The sequence below is a fragment of the Mesorhizobium sp. M0500 genome (assembly GCF_040321165.1).
Classification (GTDB): domain Bacteria; phylum Pseudomonadota; class Alphaproteobacteria; order Rhizobiales; family Rhizobiaceae; genus Mesorhizobium.
Genome location: NZ_JAMYRB010000001.1, coordinates 308,761 through 329,699 on the forward strand (window position 1 = coordinate 308,761; position 20,939 = coordinate 329,699).

Genomic DNA, 20,939 nt, shown 5'->3' on the forward strand with positions numbered 1-20,939 from the left:
GCTGCCCGTCAAGCTGCCAATCTCCCCCCAAGAGGGGGAGATGCCCGGCAGGGCAGAGGGGGGCGCCGTAGAGCGCCGGCCTTCCCACAATGCCCACTCCACCGCTTCGGCGAAGATCACGACGCGCCAGCCAGCCCAGCCACAATCACGATCGCTGGCAGACATTATCGATATCGCGAATGTCATCGCGGTTCGCCCCCCTCTGTCCTGCCGGACATCTCCCCCTCAAGGGGGGAGATTGGATGTCACCTCAGCTTTCGCTAATCACCAACGCTGCAAAAGAGGCGCCGTCGGCGAAGCTGCCGATCTCCCCCACGAGGTCCACAAGGGGCGAGATCGAACTCTCACCCCGCGCTCTGCGGGTAGCAGATGATCGACAGATAGCGCATCGGCAGGACGCTCAGCACTTCCGGTCCGTGCGGCGCATCGGCGTCGAAGAACAGGCTGTCACCGGGCTTCATCGGGTAGAGATTGCTGCCGTGCCGGTAAACCACCTCGCCCTCGAGCATATAGAGGAATTCCATGCCTTCGTGCTGGAAGGTCGGGAACACGTCGGAATCCTCGGTCAGCGTGATCAGATAGGGTTCCACGACGACGCCGCTGGTGTTGGAGCCGATATGGCCGAGCAGATTGTACTGGTGGCCGGCGCGCGTGCCGCGGCGTTCGACGTCGAGGCCTTCGCCGGCCTTGACGAAGACGGCACTGCGCTCTTCCTCGAAGCGGCGGAAGAAGGCGGTGACGGGAACGCCGAGCGCCCGTGACAGCGCCTGCAACGTGGTCAGCGATGGCGAGGTGATGCCGTTCTCGATCTTCGACAGCATGCCAAGCGAAATGTCGGTGGCGGCAGCCAGATCGGCCACCGTAATGCCGAGCTTCTTGCGGAAGGCCCGCACCTCGCGGCCGATGGCGACCTCCAGGACCTTTTCGCGGGTGTCGCGAATGGCGTGCGGGTTCTGGGTGAGCGGCGCGCGTATCTTGCGCGGATCGATTGCAGCGACCGACGGCTTGGCTTTGGCGGCGACGACGGCCGCAGCGGGCTTTAGACTGGATGCTTTTTTCGCCATGTTGCCACCCCGGACCTTGCCGATTCATTTCACTCACGGTGAACATATTCGGTGCCGATACAGAAGCGCAACTGCCACGGCAAGCCACCCGTGTCGAATTGCGCAATGTCCGGATTTCGCCCGAGCTACTGCGTCGCTTGGAAATCCAGCTGGGCGAAACGCGGTTTCGCGACAAGCCCTGTTGACAGCATCGAAGGGGCAATTACTGTCCTGTCAGTGAAATTTGTTTCGTTAGGGAAATGAGATCGGGAGGCCCGCAATGAAAGATCGTGTTGCCGTCATCGGAGCCGGGCCGTCCGGCATGGCCCAGCTCAGGGCCTTCAAGTCGGCCGCCGACAAGGGCGCCGATATTCCCGAAATCGTCTGCTTCGAAAAGCAGTCCGACTGGGGCGGCCTGTGGAACTACACCTGGCGCACCGGCCTCGACGAGCACGGCGACCCGGTGCACGGCTCGATGTACCGCTATCTCTGGTCGAACGGCCCGAAGGAATGTCTCGAATTCGCCGACTACACCTTCGAGGAGCATTTCGGCCGGCCGATCGGCTCCTATCCGCCGCGCGCCGTGCTGTGGGACTACATCAAGGGCCGCGTCGAAAAATCCGGCGTGCGCCAATGGGTGCGCTTCAACAGCCCGGTGCGCATGGTCACCTTTTCCGAAACGACAAAAAAATTCACGGTCACCGCGCATGACCGCACCAGCGACGTCACCTACTCGGAAGAGTTCGACAATGTCGTCGTCGCCTCGGGCCATTTCTCCGTGCCCAACGTTCCCTATTTCGAGGGCTTTTCGACCTTCAACGGCCGTATCCTGCACAGCCACGATTTCCGCGACGCCATGGAATTCAAGGGCAAGGACATTTTGATAATCGGCCGCTCCTATTCAGCCGAGGACATCGGCTCGCAATGCTACAAATACGGCGCCAGATCCATCACCTCCAGCTATCGCTCGAAGCCGATGGGCTTCAAATGGCCGGAGAACTGGAAGGAAGTGCCGCTGCTGCAGAAGGTCGTCGGCAAGACCGCGCATTTCAAGGACGGCAGCACCAAAGACGTCGACGCTATCATCCTGTGCACCGGCTATCTCCACTCCTTCCCGTTCCTCACCGAGGATTTGAAGCTGAAGACCGCCAACCGTATGTGGCCGGACGGGCTCTACGAGGGCGTCGTCTGGGAGAAAAACCCGAAGCTGTCCTATATCGGCATGCAGGACCAGTTCTATACCTTCAACATGTTCGACGCGCAGGCCTGGTTCGCCCGCGACGTCATCATGGGCCGCATCAAGCTGCCCTCGGCCGAAGCGATGGCCGAGCACGGCCGGAAATGGCGGGCACGTGAAGAAACACTTGAAGACGCCGAGCAGATGATCTGGTTCCAGGGCGACTACACCAGGGAGCTGATGGAGCAGAGCGACTATCCCGGCTTCGATGTCGAGGCCGTCAATCAGACCTTCATGGAATGGGAGCACCATAAGGCGCAAGACATTATGGGCTTCCGCGACCATGCCTATCGCTCGCTGATGACCGGCACGATGGCGCCGTTGCACCACACGCCCTGGCTGCAGGCGATGGACGATTCAATGGAGAGCTATCTCGAAGTGAAGGGCGTCGCGGCGGAGTAGGCAGTCCGAACGGCGATTGACTTGCGTCAGACAATTTCCCGCGCCGGGTCGGCTGCCAGCGCCAGGGAATTTGCGACGTGCTCGAGGTGCTCCTCGCTCAGGATGCTCGTCGCGACGCGCACGGCGCTGGTCTTTCCGGTCGAAAACTTCGCCCCGGCATGGACCGCGATGCCGTGTGCGGCCAGCTGGACGTCGACCGAAAACATTATCCCGACAAGTGTTGTCGACGGGGGGCCGATCGGCACTCCCGCCGCAACAAGCCTCATGTGGTTTTCTCGCGGCCAGGCCGATTTAGGGTGCTCGCCTATGTGTGAATCTTCGCGATATGGGCGAGCACCTCGGCCTTGCTTGGCCCGCGAGCTATGACAGCCCAGTCGGTTGAGGACGGGCGGGTATCCTTTCCAAATGAACGAGACATGGTCTGATCTCCTGTGGTTTCGGTTGCGAAGCGTTCTCGGCGCTTACGGGAGATCGCACCGCGCGAGGAAGCAAAGCGTTTGAAGGCCCGCCGTTTCGCTGATTGCGGATCTGGCGCTGTTCACGACTGGTTGACGCAAAAAAACCTCTCGTTTTCCCACTGTTGTTCCCACTGCACGTCAAACGCTGCCGGCCGAGGTTTAGCCGTCCGGGGCGATCCCGGTCGCGCAATATCCGAACCCAGGAGTGAATGACATGCAGGACGATACAATGGTCATGGAAAAGGCTTCCGTTAAGAAGGCGTCGCGAGAGCCGAGGAACGGCGTCAATACGCCCACCCTTCTGGCCACCATCAATGCCGTCGCGGGCCAGCCGGAGCTTGCCAAGTTCCAGTTCCGGGCCAAGAGCCGCTGGATCACCGGCACGCACAGCCGCAGCACGATGGCCAACTTCTTCGGCGCCGGCGCCGAGCAGCCGCATGTGACGGCATACCAGGCCGACAGCGATCATCCGGCGGTCCTGTGCGGCACAGATAACGGCCCGACGCCGGTCGAATACCTCCTCCACGCGCTTGCTTCCTGCCTCACCGCGGGCATCGCGAATATCGCGGCCGCGCGCGGCGTGACGCTGCATGAGGTGGAATCGACCGTCGAAGGCGACATCGACCTTCGCGGCATCCTCGGCATCTCTAACGAAGTCCGCAACGGCTACCAGGGCATCCGTATCTCCTTCAAGATCAAGGGCGATGCTCCGGCTGAGAAGCTCGAGGAAATCGTGATGCAGTCGCGCGCCCGTTCCGCGGTGTTCGACGTACTGACCAACGGCGTGCCGGTCTCGGTTGCCGTGAAAGGCTGACTTCGGTCCGCAAGAGCAATATCGCCGGCCTCGTCCTGAAAAGGATGGCGCCGGCGATCTGTTGCCCCTGCTTACAAGGCGCGGATTCCATGCAGCATACAGACGTGGCCATTATCGGCGCCGGACAGGCGGGTCTCGCCATGAGCCGGTGCCTGTCCGAGCGCGGGGTCTACCACGTCGTGCTGGAGCGCGGCCGCATCGCCGAGCGCTGGCGCAGCGAACGGTGGGATTCGCTGCGCCTGCTGACGCCCAACTGGATGACGCGCCTGCCCGGCGGCGGTTATCGCGGGGCCAAGCCCGACGGCTTCATGACAATGGCCGAGACCGTGGGGTTCCTAGAGGATTATGCGTGCTCGATCACCGCACCCGTAGCAAACGGCGTTGAGGTGCTTTCGGCCGAAAGGGTCGATGGAGGTTTCCGGCTGCTGACCGATCGCGGCCAATGGAGCGTACGTGCGGTCGTGGTCGCGACCGGATACAGCGACAGGCCACGCATTCCGCCACTAGCAAAGCAGATCTCCTCCCGGATCAGGCAGGTCGTGCCGCGGGACTATCGCAATCCTCAGCAACTGCCCCAGGGTGGCGTTCTCGTGGCCGGGGCCTCGGCGACCGGCATACAACTTGCGGAGGAGATCAATCGCTCCGGGCGCCCGGTGACCCTGTCGGTCGGCAGTCATACACGCCTGCCGAGGCTTTACCGCGGGCACGACATCCTGTGGTGGCTCGACCGGCTGGGAATGCTTGCCAAGCCTGTCGCTGAAGTTCCGGATCTCACCGCGGCACGGCGGCAGCCCTCCCTGCAGCTGATAGGCACACCCGAGCGCAGGACGCTCGACCTTGCCGGTCTTCGGGAGCAAGGCATTCGTCTTGTCGGTCGAGCGGCTGCCGCCTGCGATACACGCATTCGGTTCAACGGCGATCTCGCCGAAACGACCATGGCGGCGGAACGCAGGCTGAGGCGCGTGCTGGCCAATATCGACCGCGCGGCCGCCGGCGATGGCCTCTACTCGATCGATCCCGGTTCCATTCCGAGCCTGATTCTGAGCGCCGAGGCGACCGAAATCGACCTCATGGACCAGGGTATCCAGACGATCATATGGGCTACCGGCTATCGCCGGGAATACCCATGGCTGAAGCTGGATGTGTTCGACGCCCGGGGCGAAATACTGAACGATGGCGGCGTCTGCGCGTATCCGGGACTCTACGTGCTCGGCCTCAATTTCATGCGCCATCGAAGCTCCAGCTTCCTCGACGGCGTCGGCCGCGATGCGGAGGCGCTGGCGGCTCACCTGGCAATGTTTCTCGACGTCTCCCGCCGAGCAGCGGCCTGACCGCCGAATACAACGCTAGCGCGGCAAAAATCGACGTTGCCTTCAACGATGAAGCTCACGGCGGACAACGACAAGGGCTCCACTGGCGCCGTAGTCAGCGCCCGCAACCATGGAGAAAATCAAAATGAGTGCAATGGTGAACCCATCCCTGTGCCTCACCAGAACGCGAGGTTTGCGCTGGGCTGGCGGAACAATGTTGGCCGCAGTCTGGCGTTTCATTCGTATCCAACGGGACCGTAGACAGCTTTATGAGTTGCCGGACTACATCTTGCGCGACATCGGCATCACCCGCTTCGAGATCAACTGGATCACTTCGTTTGCCGGGCGTGATCCCAGCCGCCGCACGCGTTTTTTGAGGGGGGAGGAGGGCGGGGCTCGATGATTGCCGCATCGACGTCCCACGTCTCGCATAGGGCGTGCCAGGCACCGCTTGTGATCGCCCTGCACTGCTCAGGCGGCAGCGGACGGCAATGGCGCAGCCTGGCGGAGCGGCTCGATGACAGCTACCGGCTCATCGCACCCGATCTGATCGGGGCGCCGGGCGGCGGCACCTGGACTGGTACCGGCGCTTTCCGTCTGGCCGACGAAGCCGCCGGGATCCTGGAGATGATCGACCACCATGACAGGCCTGTTCATCTTGTTGGCCATTCCTATGGTGGTGGATTGGCCCTGCATATAGCAGCGATGCGTCCAGACCGGCTGGCCAGCCTCTCCCTTTATGAGCCGTCTGCCTTTCACCTGCTGCGCGAGCTGGACTGTGAGGGCCACGAGGCGCTCGGCGAAGTCTTGGCGATCGCAGGCACCGTCCACGACGGCCTGATCAACGGCAGTTACCTGACCGCGACAGCTCATTTCATCGACTACTGGGGTGGGGCCGGCATCTTCGCGGCGATGAAGCCGGAACTTCAGGCTGCACTCGTGCGGTTTCTGCCGAAGGCCAGCCTGGACTTCCACGCATTGATCCATGAATCGACGCCGGCAAGCGAATATGCCCGATTTGGCTTTCCGGTCTTGGTATTGCGCGGCGAATTTGCACCAGTTCCGACGCGGCTCATCGCCCGCGAACTCGTTTCCCGCGTTCCGGCCGCAATCGGGGCGATTGTTCCTGGCGCCGGACATATGGGACCGCTGACCCACGCAGACGTGGTGGCGGATCGTTTGGTCCGGCAGATATCGTTCCATGACACCGCGGGGTCGCGAGCTGCGTGACCGCGGCTTGCTTGCCCTACAGGCAGCGCAAACCTTCGAAGCAGATCCCTGGATGCGGAGGGATCAAGCCGTAACCGCCATGGGAACGCGATCGGGCAGGACACTTCCGGCCGGCTCTTCCGTGCCGGAGAAATCCTCCCGCATCTGCATTTCTCTGTAGAGCTTGGCCGCTTCCGCGAGAGTGGCATCCGCGCCAGCAATCTTGCCGCGCCGCTTCGCGAGCCCGAGAGCTAGCAAGGAGCGGGCAAGCTCCGGCCGCAATTCAACCCGCCTGGCAAGATTGCAGGCCTGTTCGAGCCAGCCAATGGCCGATCTGGAAGGCTTCAGCTCGGCAAGGCCGCGCAGTACGATGATCTCGCTCCACGGATCGCCGCGTCCCCGCGCAAGCTCGAGCGCATGGCCGAGATTGGCCGCAGCTTCCGGCTCATACAGGCGCGCACGCACGCATGCGAGCACCGCGCGCGCGTGACATTCGAACTGGGCAAGATCGAGCCGCTCAGCCTCGGTCACCGCCATTTCCAAGGTGGCGCCCGCGTCGTGGTTGCGGCCGAGCAGGAATTCCGCATGCCCGAGCACGGTCAACAGCCATGGCCGGAGTAGGATAGATGCGCTGGTAGCGGCTTCGGAGGACCACAATTGCAGCGCCTCGACAAGCGCCGGCTCGGGGCCGCGCAGGACGCCCACCACACCGGTGAAATAGGCGGCCGCGCAGCTGTCGATCGGGCGCGCCACTTCGGCGGCGACCTTCTGCAGTTCGGCAAGCGAACGTTCCGCATCGTCGAACCGGCCAAGCCGCGCTTCCGCCTGCGCGCGGTGCCCCAGGTACCAAACCGCACGCGCACCGAGCTGTCCGAAACGCTCCAGACGCCAAGCTTTGGTGAACCTCTCCTCATGCGGAACAAGCCGCTCCAGCACCTGCCGCGCCTCGCTGCGGATCAGAAGCGCCTGTGAGGCGGCCAGGTCCGACTCGCTTATGCAGCGCTGCACGCCATTTGCCGTCGCGCCGCGTTTGAGTGTGTCGGCCGGTTCCAGCGCCTCCTCGTAGCGGCCGTGGGAGCTGTTGAGATAGCTCAAGTGGAGCAACACGTCGGAGATGAGTTGCGGATCGCCCAGTTCCATGGCCAGTTCGCGCGCTTCCAATAGCTGCGGCAGCGCCTTCCGATAGGCACCCAGGGCGCCGTAGGCGGGCCGCATCCGCACCCGCAGGTTGATCGCCTGGGCGAGGGTTTTCGGATTTCGGGGCAGCGCGGCGACTGCTTTGCGGGCGTTTTCGAGGAACTGGACCGCGGCGGAATAGGCCGAGCGTTCCTCAGCCCGGCCCGCCGCTTGCAGCAGATAATCCGCGGCCGGTTCCCATGCCTCGGCACGAAGCGCGTGTTCGGCCAGTTCCTCGATATGGTGGTTCAGCGATCCGGCATAGAGTCTGTCCATCGCAACCAATGCAGCCCGATGCAGCCTTTTTCGGTCCTCCGCCAGGAGGGATTCATAGGTCACCTTGAGCGTCAACGCGTGCTTGAACGTATACTCCACGTGAGGATAGCTCTGGACCTCGAACAGGAATTCCAAACTCTGCAGTTTGGCCAGGCATACCCCCAGCTCCGCCTCCGAGAGCGGCGAGAGTGCCCTCAGCAGGGGATACGGAACATTCTTGCCGATAACCGAAGCGAGTTGGAGTGCCTGCCTTTCCGAGTCACCCAGCTGCTGGATACGTGCGGCGATGAGCGATTGAACCGTCGACGGGATGGTGATGGAATCCACTGGCCTCTTGAGTTCGTAGCGGCCGGACTGGCCGGCAAGTGCACCGTCCGCAACCAGTCCGCGCACCATTTCTTCCAGGAATAGCGGCGTGCCCTCGGCCCGCTCGGCAAGCGATTGCCGCAGTTCCCCCAAGCTGGGATCGGATCCCAGCAATTCGGTGAGGAACTGCTCCATTTCGTCCCGCGCGAACCGCTCCAGCCTTATCTGCTGGAAATAGCCGCGGCGGTTCCATTCGTGCCGGTACTGCGGCCTGTAGGTGGCGAGCAGCATGATACGGTTGGCGCCCATGACCTCGACCAGCCTGTTCATTACGGCCTCGCTCTCGGCATCGATCCAGTGCAGATCCTCGATAAGCACGGCTACGGGCGCGGCCCGGCTCAAGGCAACGAAAAATGCGCTCATCGCCTCGGATACGCGTGAGGTCCGCTCCCGCGCATCGAGATGCCACCAGCAAGAATCGTCGACCGGCAGGTCCGCGAGGAAGGAAAGCGGCGCCGTATGACTTGGATCCAGGTCCAGTTCCGCCCGTTTGAAGGCAAACAGGCGCTGGGCTTCCGCCAAGCCGTCTTCGCCGCGAATGCCACAAGCCGAGAGCAGCAGCTTCTTTACAGCGCCCAGAGTAACTGATGAATCAAACTCCAGGCCGCCACATTCAAGCACAGTAAAACCGGCCACTTCGTCGAGGGAGAGAAATTCATGGGCAAGCCTCGACTTGCCCATGCCGGCGTCGGCGACGATCCCGGCGACCTGGCCGTGGCCCTCCCTGACCCGGCGCCAGGTTGCAAGCAGGATTTTCAGCTCGAGCTCGCGCGCCACCAGTCCGGTGAGGCCGCGATTGGCCCTCAGGTGCCAGCGCGACAAAGCGTGATTTTCGCCCAACAGCTCGTAAATGCGTTCCTCGTGGCCAAGTTGCGGATGCTCCGAATGCGCTAAGCGGTGCATCTGCACATAGCCGCCGGCGGCTGCGCGCGCCCGGCCTGTCGCGGCGATCGTCGCACGGTGCAAGGCACGCATCAGCCGGTTGGCCGCACGCGGCGCGGCTCCGGCCAGTTCAACCTTGCTGGCTTTGGTCGTCCATTGCTGCCGTACGATCACCTCGCCGGTGTCTATTCCGGCCCTCAACTGGATCCCGCCCTGGGAAAGCTCCTCCACTGCCAGCTTGGCCGCAAGCGCGGCGCGGCATGCAAGATAGGCGTGATCCTCGGTGGCGCGAGCGAGGCCGAATGCTGCGGTGATTGTCCCGTCAGCAGCCGACGTGACGACGCCGCCATGGCTCTCCACGACTTCTATCACCCGATCCTCGACGGGCTGGAATTCGCGGATCGCCACTTCCGGATCCTCCGTTTCGAGGAGATGCATGGGACTGACCACTTCCGCGGCCAGCACTGTTATGTATTGCCGAGAGCGGTTGATTCCCAAGGACGCCGGAGGGCCTGCCAGTTGCTGCGTCTGTTCGGGGTCGGCAAGGAAACGACGCGTTTCGTCGACGAAGGTCGCGAATGCCGGTTCGTGGCCAAGCAGCACGTGGTTGACGCTGTCTAGCGCAACGAAACGCGCGCCGGGGATTTTCCCAGCCATCGCCTGGCCATGATCGAACGGAATGACCGCGTCCCCCGTAGCATGCATCACCAGGGTCGGGACGCGGACCCGCGGTAACAGCTCGTCAACGTCAATGACGGCGCCTTCCTCGAAGATGCGATGGGCAATCTCCGGCGAGACGGTATTGCGTTGCAACTCGTTATACCAATTCCTCTGTTCCGGCGTTGCTTCCGGAATGAAGAGGGAGGTGAACATTTGCCGGAACACCGGGTCGTCTTGGCCCCAGCCTTCCTGAATCAGCGCTCCCATCGCTTCGCGGCGCGCTATTTCGCGCTGATTGCCCCGTTTGCGCCAACCTTTGGTGAATCCGCCATACAGCACCATCCCCGCCACACGCTCTGGATGCCGGACGGCATAGGCTATCGAAACGGCGCACCCCTGGGAAATGCCAAGCAGGGAAACGCGGCGCAGACCAGCCGCATCGATGATGCTCTCCAGGTCGGCAACCATGGCCTCGAAGGACAGGTCGGCGGGATACCGGTCCGACAGGCCGTTGCCGCGCTGGTCGTAACGTATCAGCTGGTAGTGCGCGGAGAGGCCCTCGATCCAATGCTTCCACACCGGACTGTCCCATTCGAGCTCGAGGTGGGACATCCAGTGGGCGGCCCTTACCAAAGGGGGGCCTTGACCACTCAAGGAATAGGCCAAGCGCGCGCCGTCGGGCGTCGTGCACCGGCGAATCTCCTGCGCAAGGATTCGCTCCGGCGGAGAGGCAAGCTGTATCTCCGACGCAGGCAAAACACGCGTCGGAGGGACGTTCTCATCGGCGGGAGCGACCCCGATGTCGCTACTCGAAGCGCGGCTCTGGACCATGGCGGATTGCCGTGCTGCCTCGCTCAGCCGGCGGATGTCCGCTCGAAGAGCCTCGTCCCCAGGCTCCAACCCGTCCAGGACATGCGCGTACGGAAGTGCCCGCGCCGGCTCAAGCCGGTCGACGAGCACCCGAAGGATGCGCAGATGCGTCACGTGCAGTTCGTCGGCGGTCGCAAGGCGCCAGGCTTCGAATTCCGGACAGCGCGGCAGTGAAAGATCATCCAGGAAACGGCCGCGGAACGCTCCGGCGAGGGCCTCCAGTTTCTCCGGTTCGAGAGCCTCTATGTCACGACCGCCGAGGCCCCGGAGCGGCGCGATGTCCAGCACGACTTCGCTGGTGTTCAGGCGAACTGCGTTGCGGTCGGCTTGCAGGATCTCGCCGTTCCCGATGTCGACGACCTGTCGGATCTTCGAGAGACTCCAGCGCAGGGCGCCGCGAGGATCGTCCGGTACCTCCCAGAACATCTCGCAAAGGCGCTCGCGCCGCTGCGGGCGCTCTACGAGCGCAAGATAGGCCAGTAGCGCCCGCGTCTTTTTCGAAGGCGGCAAGGAAACGACCTCGCCAAGGCGAAGGACGGTCAGATCTCCGAGAACGCGAATTTCGAGCGACACTTTGCCAATCCCAGTCGCTGCTAAATTAGCCATGGATTGTATCAAGTCCGTGCCGTTGCCGAAAGCTTTCGTTTCCGGAAGCGTGAGGTTTTCCGCCTGCGCTCTGATTTGCCTTCCCTTCGTGGGAAGGCCGACACGGACAAGTCCACATGAATGCCGAGCCGGAACGGGATCACGCCCGTTCCGGCTCGCTTTGATGGTGCCGACGGCACTCTGAAAGGCCCGGAGGCGGGGTCTCACGCTGCCGCGCGCACCCATCGGGGCAGCAGGCTCTCGGGATTTGCGCATGCGCCGGGCGTGTAGTTTGCGCCAACGAACTCCAGCCGGGCGGCGAGCGTGCCGTCCCGCCAGGCCGCAAGCGTATCCATGCAGCCACCGATATGCCCGCCGCCGACAAAGACCTGCGGAATTGTAGGCGAACCGATCCGGGCCCTCAGAGCCTTGCGGATTTCCCCGTCCCGGCCGTTCTTCTGGAATTCCGGAGCATCGATGTCGATGGACCTGTAGGCGATTCCGGCACGGTCGAAAAGCTTTCTTACCGTCCAGCAGAATTCGCACCATGTCAGGGCGAATATGACCACCGGATGCTCCGGATCATAGATCGCCTCATCGACAAACGCATGCGCCGACTGATCGATTTGGATTTCGTTCACGGGCGCCGATGAAAGGGCGAAGGACGGCGGCCGGTCGAAGCGGTAGCCGGGTGTGGAGCGAGAGATCGCCTCTTCGGCTGGCGACATTTCCTCGCTGATGTGATCGAACAGGATCGTGCTGAGATACCGCTCGCCCGTGTCAGGCAACATACAGAGCACGTTCCGCTCCGGTCCGACGCGTCCAGCGATTTCCAGTGCCCCGCTCAAGGTAGCCCCGCCGGAGATCCCCGCCAGTATTCCTTCTTCCGTCGCAAGCCGGCGCGCAGCTTCCAAAGCGCTGGCGCCTGAAACCGGCAAGATTTCGTCCACAAGATCGTCAGCCATCGCGTTGCCGACGATCTGCGGAATGAAATCAGGGCTCCAGCCCTGCATCGGGTGTGGCCGGAAGCGAGTGTGCGCCCGAGTGGGCAGTCCGTGTTCGTCGAAAGTTTGGGGAATGCCACTCGACAGCAGCGCCGAATTGTCGGGCTCGCAGACGATGATCCGCGTTTCCGGGCGCTCGCGCTTGAGTACTCGCGCCACACCGGCCAGCGTTCCGCCGGTCCCGGTGCCGGTGACCCAGTAATCGAGTGGACGGTCCTGGAACGCCGCGAGGATTTCGAGCGCTGTCGTGCGGGCATGGACATCGGCGTTGACGGGCGTCTCGAATTGCCGGCAGAGGAACCAGCCGTGCGCTCCGGCCAGCTCGACCGCCTTGGCGAGCATGCCGCTGCCGCGCTCGACGGCAGGGGTCAACACGACCTTGGCACCGAAGAAACGCATCAGCTTGCGGCGTTCGAGGCTGGCGTTCTCCGGCATTACGATGACGAGAGGATAGCCTTTCCTCGCGCAAACCATGGCGAGTCCTATGCCAGTGTTGCCGCTCGTCGCCTCGATCACCGTCTGGCCAGGCCGAAGTGCCCCGGAACTCTCCGCTTCTTCGATGAGCGCGGCGGCAAGCCGGTCCTTGACCGAGCCGCCAGGATTGAACGCCTCGAGCTTGGCATAGAGCGAAGCGGCGCCGTTGTTGATGCGGGAAAGACGGACGACCGGCGTATCGCCGATCGTGTCGAGAATGCTGTCGTAGATACTGCTCATCTCAGCTGTCCTTGCCTGGTGATGACGGTGCTCCGCCCTCTTCGATCTCTGAGGTTGGCAGGAAGGCCGTGGTTTGCAGCGTTCGAACCAACGTGGAATCAAATGGATTTCGACGTTTGAATCAGCGGCTCATCGCAGGGTCCGGAAGGCGGCCGCATGGGACCTGCGCTCTCGCGCCGGATGACGCCGCCAATACGCCCAGAACCACGAGATTGGCCGCGCCAGCGACAAATGCCACCAGGAAAGCACGCCCATAGCTGCCGAAGCTGTCATAGACGAAACCGCCGAAATAACCGGCCACCCCCATGCCCAGCCAGGCGATCAGCATGACGATGCCGAGTGACTGGCCAAAGCGTTCGGCTGGCGCAAACTGGCGCACGCAAAGGATCAGGCACGTCATGTTTCCGGCGAAGCCGAAGCCGAAAACCGCCGACAGCGCCAGCAGGCTCAGCTGCTGGTCCAGCGCGGGAAAAATCGCAACGCATGCCGTCTGAATAAACGACGCCAGGGCATAGGCGGCAAGATTGCTTGCCCGGTCGGCGAGGAGCCCGAACGCGATCCGCCCGACGGCGCCGAACAGCATGGCGGTCAGCAGGCTGAGCGATCCGACATCCGAAGACCCGCACACAGCCGTGACGAAGCTCGTGAGGTGCATCAGCGGGACGCCCATGCAGGCGCAGCAAAGGAAGGCTGCAGCTGATAGCAGCGCCACCGGAGAAAGCCGGCCACTTTGGAACCCTGGCTTTGCTAAAAAACGCACCGGCGCGGGAAGGACCTCACTGACGGGCGGCGCCTGAACCGCCGGCATGGAGATCGCCAGCGCAGCCATCGTCCCCGCCGCCATGATCGCGTATGCGAGGCGCCAGCCGACGCCGTCAATCAAGGCATTTGCGGCGTAGGGCATTATGCCTTGGCCTAGGGCTCCGCCTGCTGTGACGATCCCTATCGCCAGGCCGCGGCGGCGGTCGAACCAGAGTCCGGTCACTGCAAGTACCGGCGCGTACAGACAGGCAAAGCCTAGCCCGCCCAAAGCGAAGTTGGCCGCATAGATCTGCCAGAGCGAAGTGGCGGAGGAAAGCGCGGCGAGCGCGATCACCATGCCAGCCGAGCCGATGAATAGCAGGCTTTTGACATTCAGGCGGTCCGACAGCCGGCCCCAGAACAGCCCGCCCAACGCCATGCCGACGCTTGATAGCGTGTAGGCAAGGCTGATGTCGGCTCGCGACCAGCCAAACTCCGCCTCAAGCGGTCTGATGAAGACGGATGTCAGCGCCAGGCTGCCAAATCCGAACGCCATGGCGGTTGTGGCACCGGCCGCAGCCAACAGGCCGCGCAGCCGTATTGCGCCGTCCCGAACCTCCCTGCCTCCAGTTGGTGATACCTGACGATTCGACATGTTTCTGACCTCGAAGGACCTCTTCGAAGCTGTCATCGGCCAGCGGTATGGAAGCAGGCGTGTGCGTCAGCGTGGAAAGCTCCAACGCGGGCCGTGGAAACGCCCCGCCTAAACTTGCAGCCTCCTCTCGGTGAACGGCGGATCAGGGAGATCTTATGATCATCGCCAGCGCCACCATGACGGACTGGTTGACGCCGAGCATGATCTCGGGACCGGCCAGCGGCAGTTGAACGCGAAAGAAGACAGGGTCTGTATATGGCCGGTCGCCAACTATCCGTCGGAGCAGCTGACCCTTTAGCTAACCTCCCGCGCCGGATCGGCTGCCAGCGCCAGGGAATTTGCGACGTGCTCGAGGTGCTCCTCGTCCAGAATGCTGGTCGCGACGCGGACAGCGTTCGTTTTTCCCGTCGAAAACTTCGCTCCGGCATGGACCGCGATGCCGTGGGCGGCCAGCGTGACCATCGCGTAAGGTTCCGAAGCAACCGGAATGAGGACGCTGAGACCGTGTCCGGCGTCGATATCGACATTGCGTTTGGCCAGTTCGCCAGCGAGCCGTTCGCGACGGCCGCGGTATACCTCCTTCGCCTGCTCCACCAGGGCGGCCGTGGCCGGGTCTTGCAGCAGCCAGGCGGTGGCTGCCTGCAGGATGCGGCTGGTCCATCCCGAGCTGAAGCTGCGGTAGGACTGGATCTGCTCGACGATCGTCGCCGATCCGGACAGCACAGCGAGCCGCAGATCCGGGCCGTGGGTCTTGGAATAGGACAGGATATGGACGACGCGATCGGGAAAACGCCGGCCAAGCGAAATGCGCGGCGCCGAGGCAATATCGCCGACGCCGTCATCTTCGACAATCAGCACGTCGGTGCCGGCGAGCAGGTCGCCGATGACTTCCAGCCGCGCCGACGACATGCAGGCGCCGGTAACCGAATGGACGCGCGGCTGGAACAGGAACGCGACGGGCCGCTGCCGCAGAGCGTTGGCAAGTGCATCCGGCAAGGGACCGTCACCGTCGCCGTCTACCGGGATGATCGGCACATCGAGATCCTCGAGGATGTCGAGCAGGCGAAGCGCCGTCGGGTTCTCGATGGCCACCGGCGCCCCCGGCGGGACCAGCGCATGCAGCAAGGTGTAGATGGCGTTGTAACCGCCATTGGTGGCCAGGAACGCGCCGGGATCGTACGGCCATGACGGGCGCACTGCGGCCTCCAGCTCGGGCAGGATGCGCACCCGCTCGTAGCTGTTGAGCTTTTCGGCGCGCGCACCATGCGCCAGCGCGATGTCGAGCGGCGGCAAGAGCCTCACATCGGGCTCCGCGATCGCCAGGTTCAGAACATCCTGTCCGTAATTGCCGCCGCTCATGTGGCGCTCGGGCCGGGCGGCAAAGCGGTTGCCCATGATCCAGGTGCCGTTGCGTCCGCGGCCGCCGATGATCTTGTAGCGCCGCAACTCGCTCCACGCCTGCGAGACCGTCGCCGGGCTGACGCCAAGCACATAGGCCAGATCGCGCACCGGCGGAAGCTTTGCGCCGACAGGCAGCGCGCCGCTTCTGATCAGCGCACTGGTCTCGCGCGCGATGCCGCGCATCGTGCGGTCGCCAAGGCGATCAGCGAACCATCCTGCATCGAAATCCATCGGCACCCGCGACCATTAAAGCTAATGTTCAATAACATAATAACATTTGATCGGCCAAAAATAAACATTTACCAATCGCCGGTCAAACATAGCGTTGAAGTTCATGCCGATGCCCGTTTCCATCACTGTAGCCACCCGCGATTGGGACTATCTCACCCCTTTGGTGCTGGGTGACGTTACTTCGAGCCGCTTGTCGGTGAAGGTTGATCGCGTCGCCACGCTCATTCCGGACCTCGGTACCGATCCGCACTACGATGCGGCGGAGGTCTCATTCAGCCGTTATGTGTCGGCCATGGCTTCGGGCGTCGATACGGTGGTTGGACTACCGTGCTTCATCATGCGCGGCTTTCGCCATCGCTGCATCATAACGGTCGAGACCAGCCCGCTGGAACGGCTTTCCGACCTTGCCGGCAAACGCATCGGCGTGACCGGCTGGCGCGATTCCGGCAACACATGGACGCGCGCAGCACTTCGCCGGGGAGGCGTCGGCGTCGAGGATGCCTATTGGTTCGCCGGCAGGCTGACATCGGGGCACCCGATCGCCGACCGCCTCGACGGATTCGGCAGGCCGGGGCGCATCGAAGCAGCACCAGGCGAGCGCCCGATGATGGAGCTGCTGGCGCAAGGCGAGCTCGACGCCGTTTTCACGCCCTTCATGCCGGACGGCTTTTTCGGCCCGGCTTCCGGCTTCCGGCAAGTGCTGCGCGATTTTCGCGCGGCCGAACGCGCCTATTTCGCCGACGTCGGTTATGTCCCGGGCATGCATCTGGTCGCTGTCAAGGCCGCCCTAGTCAGGGAGCACCCCTGGCTGCCGCAGGAACTCGCCAGGCTGATCAACGAAAGCCAGCGCGTCTGGACGGCAAAGCGCCGAAAATATGCCGATACCTCGCCCTGGATCCTCGAGGAGCTGCTTCATGCGGGGCGCGACCTGCCTGCCTCCTGGAACGCCAGCGGCCTGCCGGCCAACCGGCGCATGATCGAGGATTTCGTCACCGAGCTCCATGCCCAGGGCATTCTGGCGGAACCGATTTCCGCCGAAGCCTTGTTTCCTTTCGAGGCCAGATCGCGGGCCACCGCAGCCTGAGAACGCACAACGAAGAACACGAAGGAGAATGCCATGAGGACAATCAGCTTCATATTCGCCTCGCTCGTCACCATGCTGGCGCAGGCCAGCTTTGCCCAGGATATCCAGAAGCAATCGGTGAACGAGGATTTGCGGGCCCGGCTGCCGGAAGAGATCCGCGCGGCGGGAAAGATCACAGCCGTCAACAACGGCTCGTTCCCGCCCTATGAGATCGTCACCGGCACCGAACTGTCGGGGGCGACCAAGGACATTTCCGACGCCATCGGCCTGCTGCTCGGTGTCGAGATCGATCATGCCTCGGTCGCCGGCCTGCCGGCTTTGCTGAGCGGCATCAATGCCGGCCGTTATCAGTTCGCGATGGGGCCTGTCGGCGACTATCCCGACCGGCAGAAATCCAACGACTTCATCGATTGGGTGCGCGAATACGTCGTCTTCGCCGTCGAGAAGGGCAACCCGGAAGGCATCACCTCGCTCGACACCGCGTGCGGCAAGCGCATCGCCGTCATGTCGGGTGGCTCGGCCGAAAAGGTCATCAAGCAGCAGGCGCAGAAATGCACCGAGGGGGGCAAGCCGGCCGTCGAGGTGCAATCCTTCACCGACCAGCCGAGCTCGATACTGGCCGTCCGGTCGAAACGCTCCGACGCATTCTTCTCCTCGCAGGCGCCGCTGACCTATTTCGTCGAGCAGGCGAAGGGCCAGCTGGAACTCGCCGGGGTCGGCCAGGCCAACGGCTTCAAGGACATCTATCAAGGCGCCGTCGTCAAGAAGGGCTCGCCGCTGGGCGGCGTGCTGCTCGACGCGTTCAAGATCCTGATGAAGAACGGCACCTACGCCGCGGTCATGAAGAAGTGGGGTCTCGAGAAGAACATGATCGATGCGCCAGGCATCAACCAGGGCCAGTAGAGGCTGCCATGACCGACGCCACCGCTGCCTACGCGGCCGGGCTGCCGCGACATCCCGACGACGCGCTGCGCGACGTCAAACGAGCCCACCGGCCGTTTCCGCTCGTCCGGCTGGCGCTCTGGGCGTTCACCGTCGCCGTGGCAGCCGGCTTCGCCTATATCGTTGCGGTCAACCCGAATTTCGGCTGGCCGGTCGTCGCCCAGTATTTCTTCGATCCGACGGTCATGCAGGGGCTTTCCGTAACGCTCGGCCTGACGGTCGTGGCGATGATCCTGGGTATCGTGCTCGGCCTGCTGCTCGCCATCGCGCGCATGTCGAACGACAGGCTGGCATCCCTTCTCTCCGGCCTGTTCATCTGGTTCTTCCGGGGAACGCCGCTGCTGGTGCAATTGATCCTGTGGTACAACCTTTCGACGCTGTTTCCGCGCATTTCCATTGGCTTCGCCAGTTGGAACACCAACGACCTGATCACGCCTTTGACGGCCGCCGTTCTTGGTCTGGCGCTGAACGAGGCCGCCTACATGGCCGAGATCATCCGTGGCGGGCTGCTGTCGGTGGACAAGCGACAGGCCGAAACGGCTGAAGCCTTCGGCATGACCCGCGCGCGGGCCTTGCGGCGCATCATCATCCCGCAGGCGATGCGGTCGATCGTGCCGCCGACCGGCAATCAGCTGATCAGCATGATCAAGGCGACGTCGCTTGTCAGCGTCATCGCCATGGCCGACCTGCTCTACTCGGTGCAGTCGATCTACAACCGCACCTTCGAAATCATTCCGCTGCTGATGGTTGCAGTGCTGTGGTACCTGCTGATCACCTCGGTCCTCAATGTCGCGCAAGGCGCGATCGAACGCCACTACAGCCGCGGCGACCGCGGCGCGCGCGAGAAGACGGCGACCGCCACCCTGGAGGCCGCCAATGAGCGCGCATGACACGCCCCTGGTCCGGGCGCGCAACGTTCACAAGGCCTTCGGCCCGCTCGAGGTGCTGAAGGGCATCGATCTGGACGTCGCGCCTGGCGAGGTGGTGGTCATTCTCGGACCGTCCGGCTCCGGAAAGTCGACCTTCCTGCGATGCATCAATCATCTCGAGGCGATCGACCAGGGGTCGATCGAGGTGGACGGCGAGCAGATCGGTTACCGGTTGCACGACGGCCGCCTCGACAAGCTTTCCGACCGCGCGATCGCCGCGCAGCGGCGCAAGATCGGCATGGTGTTCCAGCAGTTCAATCTCTATCCGCACATGACGACCCTGCAGAACGTCATCGAGGCTCCGGTCGGCGTTCACCGGGAGAACCGCAAGGAGGCGATCGGCTACGCCCGCGAACTGCTGACCCGTGTCGGTCTTGCCGACAAGATCGACGCCTATCCGCGCCAGCTTTCAGGCGGCCAGCAGCAGCGCGTCGCCATCGCCCGTGCGCTCGCCATCCGCCCGAAATTGATGCTCTTCGACGAGCCGACGTCGGCGCTCGATCCGGAGCTGGTCGGCGAGGTGCTCGCCACCATGCGCGATCTCGCCAGGCAGGGCTTGACCATGATCGTGGTCACGCATGAGATCGGGTTCGCCCGCGAAGCGGCGGATCGGGTGGTGTTCATGGACGACGGTAATGTGATCGAGGCCGGACCTCCGGACGAGGTTCTCGCTAAACCCAGGCACCCGCGCACGCGGGCTTTCCTGAGTCGTTTCATCTAAAAGCAAAGCCGGCGCGGCACCTGCTCGGCCGGCAAAGGACCTCCCATGCCAAAGACCTCCAACCAGTTCGCCGACATTTCCGACTTCGCCGACAAGGCCGCCGAGCTTGCAGCGGCCCGCCAGCACCTGCACGCGCATCCCGAGCTTTCATTCCAGGAGCACGAAACGGCTGCATACGTTGCCGAACGGCTCGAAAGCTGGGGCTATGAGGTGACGCGCAATGTCGGCGGGCTCGGGGTCGTCGGCCGCCTGCGCCAGGGCAGCGGCCGCAGCATCGCCATCCGTGCCGACATGGACGCCCTGCCGATCACCGAAGCGACCAATCTCCCTTATGCCAGCCAGGCCAGCGGCAAGATGCACGCCTGCGGTCATGACGGCCACACCACGATGCTGCTCGGCGCCGCCGAATACCTGGCGCGCACACGGCATTTCAACGGCACGGTGAACCTTATCTTCCAGCCGGCCGAGGAAGCCGGCAAGGGAAGCGGGGCGCAGGCGATGATCGCCGACGGCCTGTTCGAGCGCTTTCCCTGCGATGCGATATTCGGGCTGCACAACCACCCGGGCGCGCCGACGGGTTCGTTCCTGATGCGCGCCGGGCCGCTGATGGCGGCGAGCGATACCGTCACCATCAGGATCGCCGGGCGTGGCGGCCACGCCTCGCGTCCGCACCTGACGGTCGACCCGATCGTCGCTGCCGCCAACATCGTCATGACCCTGCAGACGGTTGTGTCGCGCAACGTCAACCCGATCGAGACGGCTGTCGTCACCGTCGGCACGATTCACGGAGGCACGGCCTCCAACGTCATCCCGGAACACGCCGAAATCACGCTGAGCGTCCGCTCCTTCTCGGCCGAGATCCGCGACACGCTCGAGCAGCGTATTCGCAATATCGCAGCACTTGTGGCGCAGGCGCATGGCGCAACGGTCGAGATCGATTACGAGCGCGGCTACCCGGTGGTGGTCAATTCCGAGCGCGAGACGTCCTTTGCGACAGACATCGCTGTCGAACTCGTCGGTCAGGACAAGGTGTCCGTCTGCCCGTTGATCCCCGGCAGCGAAGATTTTTCTTATTTCCTCGAACACAAACCCGGTTGCTTCCTGCGCCTCGGAAACGGCGAGGATTCAGCCATCCTGCACAGCTCGAAATATGATTTCAACGACGGCAATCTGACCGTCGGCGCAGCGCTCTGGGCTCGTTTGACCGAGAGATTCCTGGCCGCCTGATC

The 20,939-nt window shown here is 63.4% G+C and carries 16 protein-coding genes; 10 read left to right on the forward strand and 6 right to left on the reverse strand.

Annotation, left to right across the window (positions count from 1 at the left end; all coding sequences use genetic code 11):
* Window positions 1-344: 344 nt before the first annotated feature.
* Complete coding sequence (locus NKI70_RS01575; protein ID WP_352452528.1) at window positions 345-1,064, reverse strand: helix-turn-helix domain-containing protein; 720 nt, start codon at window positions 1,062-1,064, stop codon at window positions 345-347.
* Between the two features lie 259 nt (window positions 1,065-1,323).
* Here NKI70_RS01575 and NKI70_RS01580 point away from each other — a divergent pair, with 259 nt between their 5' ends.
* On the forward strand, window positions 1,324-2,682 hold the full coding sequence (locus tag NKI70_RS01580; protein WP_352452529.1) for a trimethylamine monooxygenase: 1,359 nt from the start codon (window positions 1,324-1,326) through the stop codon (window positions 2,680-2,682).
* A 26-nt stretch (window positions 2,683-2,708) separates the two neighbouring features.
* On the opposite strand, the gene NKI70_RS01585 is transcribed toward NKI70_RS01580, so the two are convergent.
* Window positions 2,709-2,888 (reverse strand): hypothetical protein, encoded by a 180-nt coding sequence (locus NKI70_RS01585; protein ID WP_352590191.1) that lies wholly within the window; start codon window positions 2,886-2,888, stop codon window positions 2,709-2,711.
* Between the two features lie 481 nt (window positions 2,889-3,369).
* Between NKI70_RS01585 and NKI70_RS01590 the strand changes: the two genes are divergently transcribed.
* The 4 genes from NKI70_RS01590 (at window position 3,370) to NKI70_RS01605 (ending at window position 6,494) form a co-directional block, all read left to right on the forward strand.
* Window positions 3,370-3,954 carry an OsmC family protein gene (locus NKI70_RS01590; protein ID WP_352590188.1) on the forward strand — a complete coding sequence of 195 codons (585 nt, stop codon included), beginning with the start codon at window positions 3,370-3,372 and terminating at the stop codon, window positions 3,952-3,954.
* 44 nt (window positions 3,955-3,998) lie between these two features.
* Window positions 3,999-5,285 (forward strand): NAD(P)-binding domain-containing protein, encoded by a 1,287-nt coding sequence (locus tag NKI70_RS01595; RefSeq protein ID WP_352724033.1) that lies wholly within the window; start codon window positions 3,999-4,001, stop codon window positions 5,283-5,285.
* Window positions 5,286-5,409: 124 nt separating this feature from the next.
* Window positions 5,410-5,667 carry a YjiS-like domain-containing protein gene (locus NKI70_RS01600; protein ID WP_352682708.1) on the forward strand — a complete coding sequence of 86 codons (258 nt, stop codon included), beginning with the start codon at window positions 5,410-5,412 and terminating at the stop codon, window positions 5,665-5,667.
* On the forward strand, window positions 5,664-6,494 hold the full coding sequence (locus NKI70_RS01605; RefSeq protein ID WP_352697866.1) for an alpha/beta fold hydrolase: 831 nt from the start codon (window positions 5,664-5,666) through the stop codon (window positions 6,492-6,494). The genes NKI70_RS01600 and NKI70_RS01605 overlap by 4 nt, the downstream gene beginning before the upstream one ends.
* Before the next feature lie 63 nt (window positions 6,495-6,557).
* Here the strand turns inward: NKI70_RS01605 and NKI70_RS01610 are convergent, their stop codons facing one another.
* From NKI70_RS01610 to NKI70_RS01625, 4 genes are all read right to left on the reverse strand, one after another.
* Complete coding sequence (locus NKI70_RS01610; RefSeq protein WP_352724036.1) at window positions 6,558-11,276, reverse strand: alpha/beta fold hydrolase; 4,719 nt, start codon at window positions 11,274-11,276, stop codon at window positions 6,558-6,560.
* A gap of 236 nt (window positions 11,277-11,512) precedes the next feature.
* The gene (gene cysK, locus NKI70_RS01615) at window positions 11,513-13,006 is read right to left on the reverse strand and encodes a cysteine synthase A (protein ID WP_352697862.1); all 1,494 of its coding nucleotides are present in this window, start codon (window positions 13,004-13,006) and stop codon (window positions 11,513-11,515) included.
* A gap of 121 nt (window positions 13,007-13,127) precedes the next feature.
* Window positions 13,128-14,402 carry an MFS transporter gene (locus tag NKI70_RS01620; protein WP_352697860.1) on the reverse strand — a complete coding sequence of 425 codons (1,275 nt, stop codon included), beginning with the start codon at window positions 14,400-14,402 and terminating at the stop codon, window positions 13,128-13,130.
* A 294-nt stretch (window positions 14,403-14,696) separates the two neighbouring features.
* Complete coding sequence (locus NKI70_RS01625; protein WP_352569381.1) at window positions 14,697-16,034, reverse strand: aminotransferase-like domain-containing protein; 1,338 nt, start codon at window positions 16,032-16,034, stop codon at window positions 14,697-14,699.
* Between the two features lie 109 nt (window positions 16,035-16,143).
* Between NKI70_RS01625 and NKI70_RS01630 the strand changes: the two genes are divergently transcribed.
* The 5 genes from NKI70_RS01630 (at window position 16,144) to NKI70_RS01650 (ending at window position 20,937) form a co-directional block, all read left to right on the forward strand.
* Window positions 16,144-17,118, forward strand: a complete 975-nt coding sequence (locus NKI70_RS01630) for a substrate-binding domain-containing protein (protein ID WP_352569383.1) — start codon at window positions 16,144-16,146, stop codon at window positions 17,116-17,118.
* Between the two features lie 72 nt (window positions 17,119-17,190).
* A complete protein-coding gene (locus NKI70_RS01635; protein ID WP_502897751.1) occupies window positions 17,191-18,021 on the forward strand; it encodes an ABC transporter substrate-binding protein in 831 nt (276 codons plus the stop codon).
* A gap of 8 nt (window positions 18,022-18,029) precedes the next feature.
* The gene (locus NKI70_RS01640; protein WP_352697857.1) at window positions 18,030-18,950 is read left to right on the forward strand and encodes an amino acid ABC transporter permease; all 921 of its coding nucleotides are present in this window, start codon (window positions 18,030-18,032) and stop codon (window positions 18,948-18,950) included.
* Window positions 18,937-19,710 carry an amino acid ABC transporter ATP-binding protein gene (locus NKI70_RS01645; protein WP_023674014.1) on the forward strand — a complete coding sequence of 258 codons (774 nt, stop codon included), beginning with the start codon at window positions 18,937-18,939 and terminating at the stop codon, window positions 19,708-19,710. The genes NKI70_RS01640 and NKI70_RS01645 overlap by 14 nt, the downstream gene beginning before the upstream one ends.
* Window positions 19,711-19,755: 45 nt before the next feature.
* Window positions 19,756-20,937, forward strand: a complete 1,182-nt coding sequence (locus NKI70_RS01650) for a M20 aminoacylase family protein (RefSeq protein ID WP_352455185.1) — start codon at window positions 19,756-19,758, stop codon at window positions 20,935-20,937.
* Window positions 20,938-20,939 lie beyond the last annotated feature (2 nt).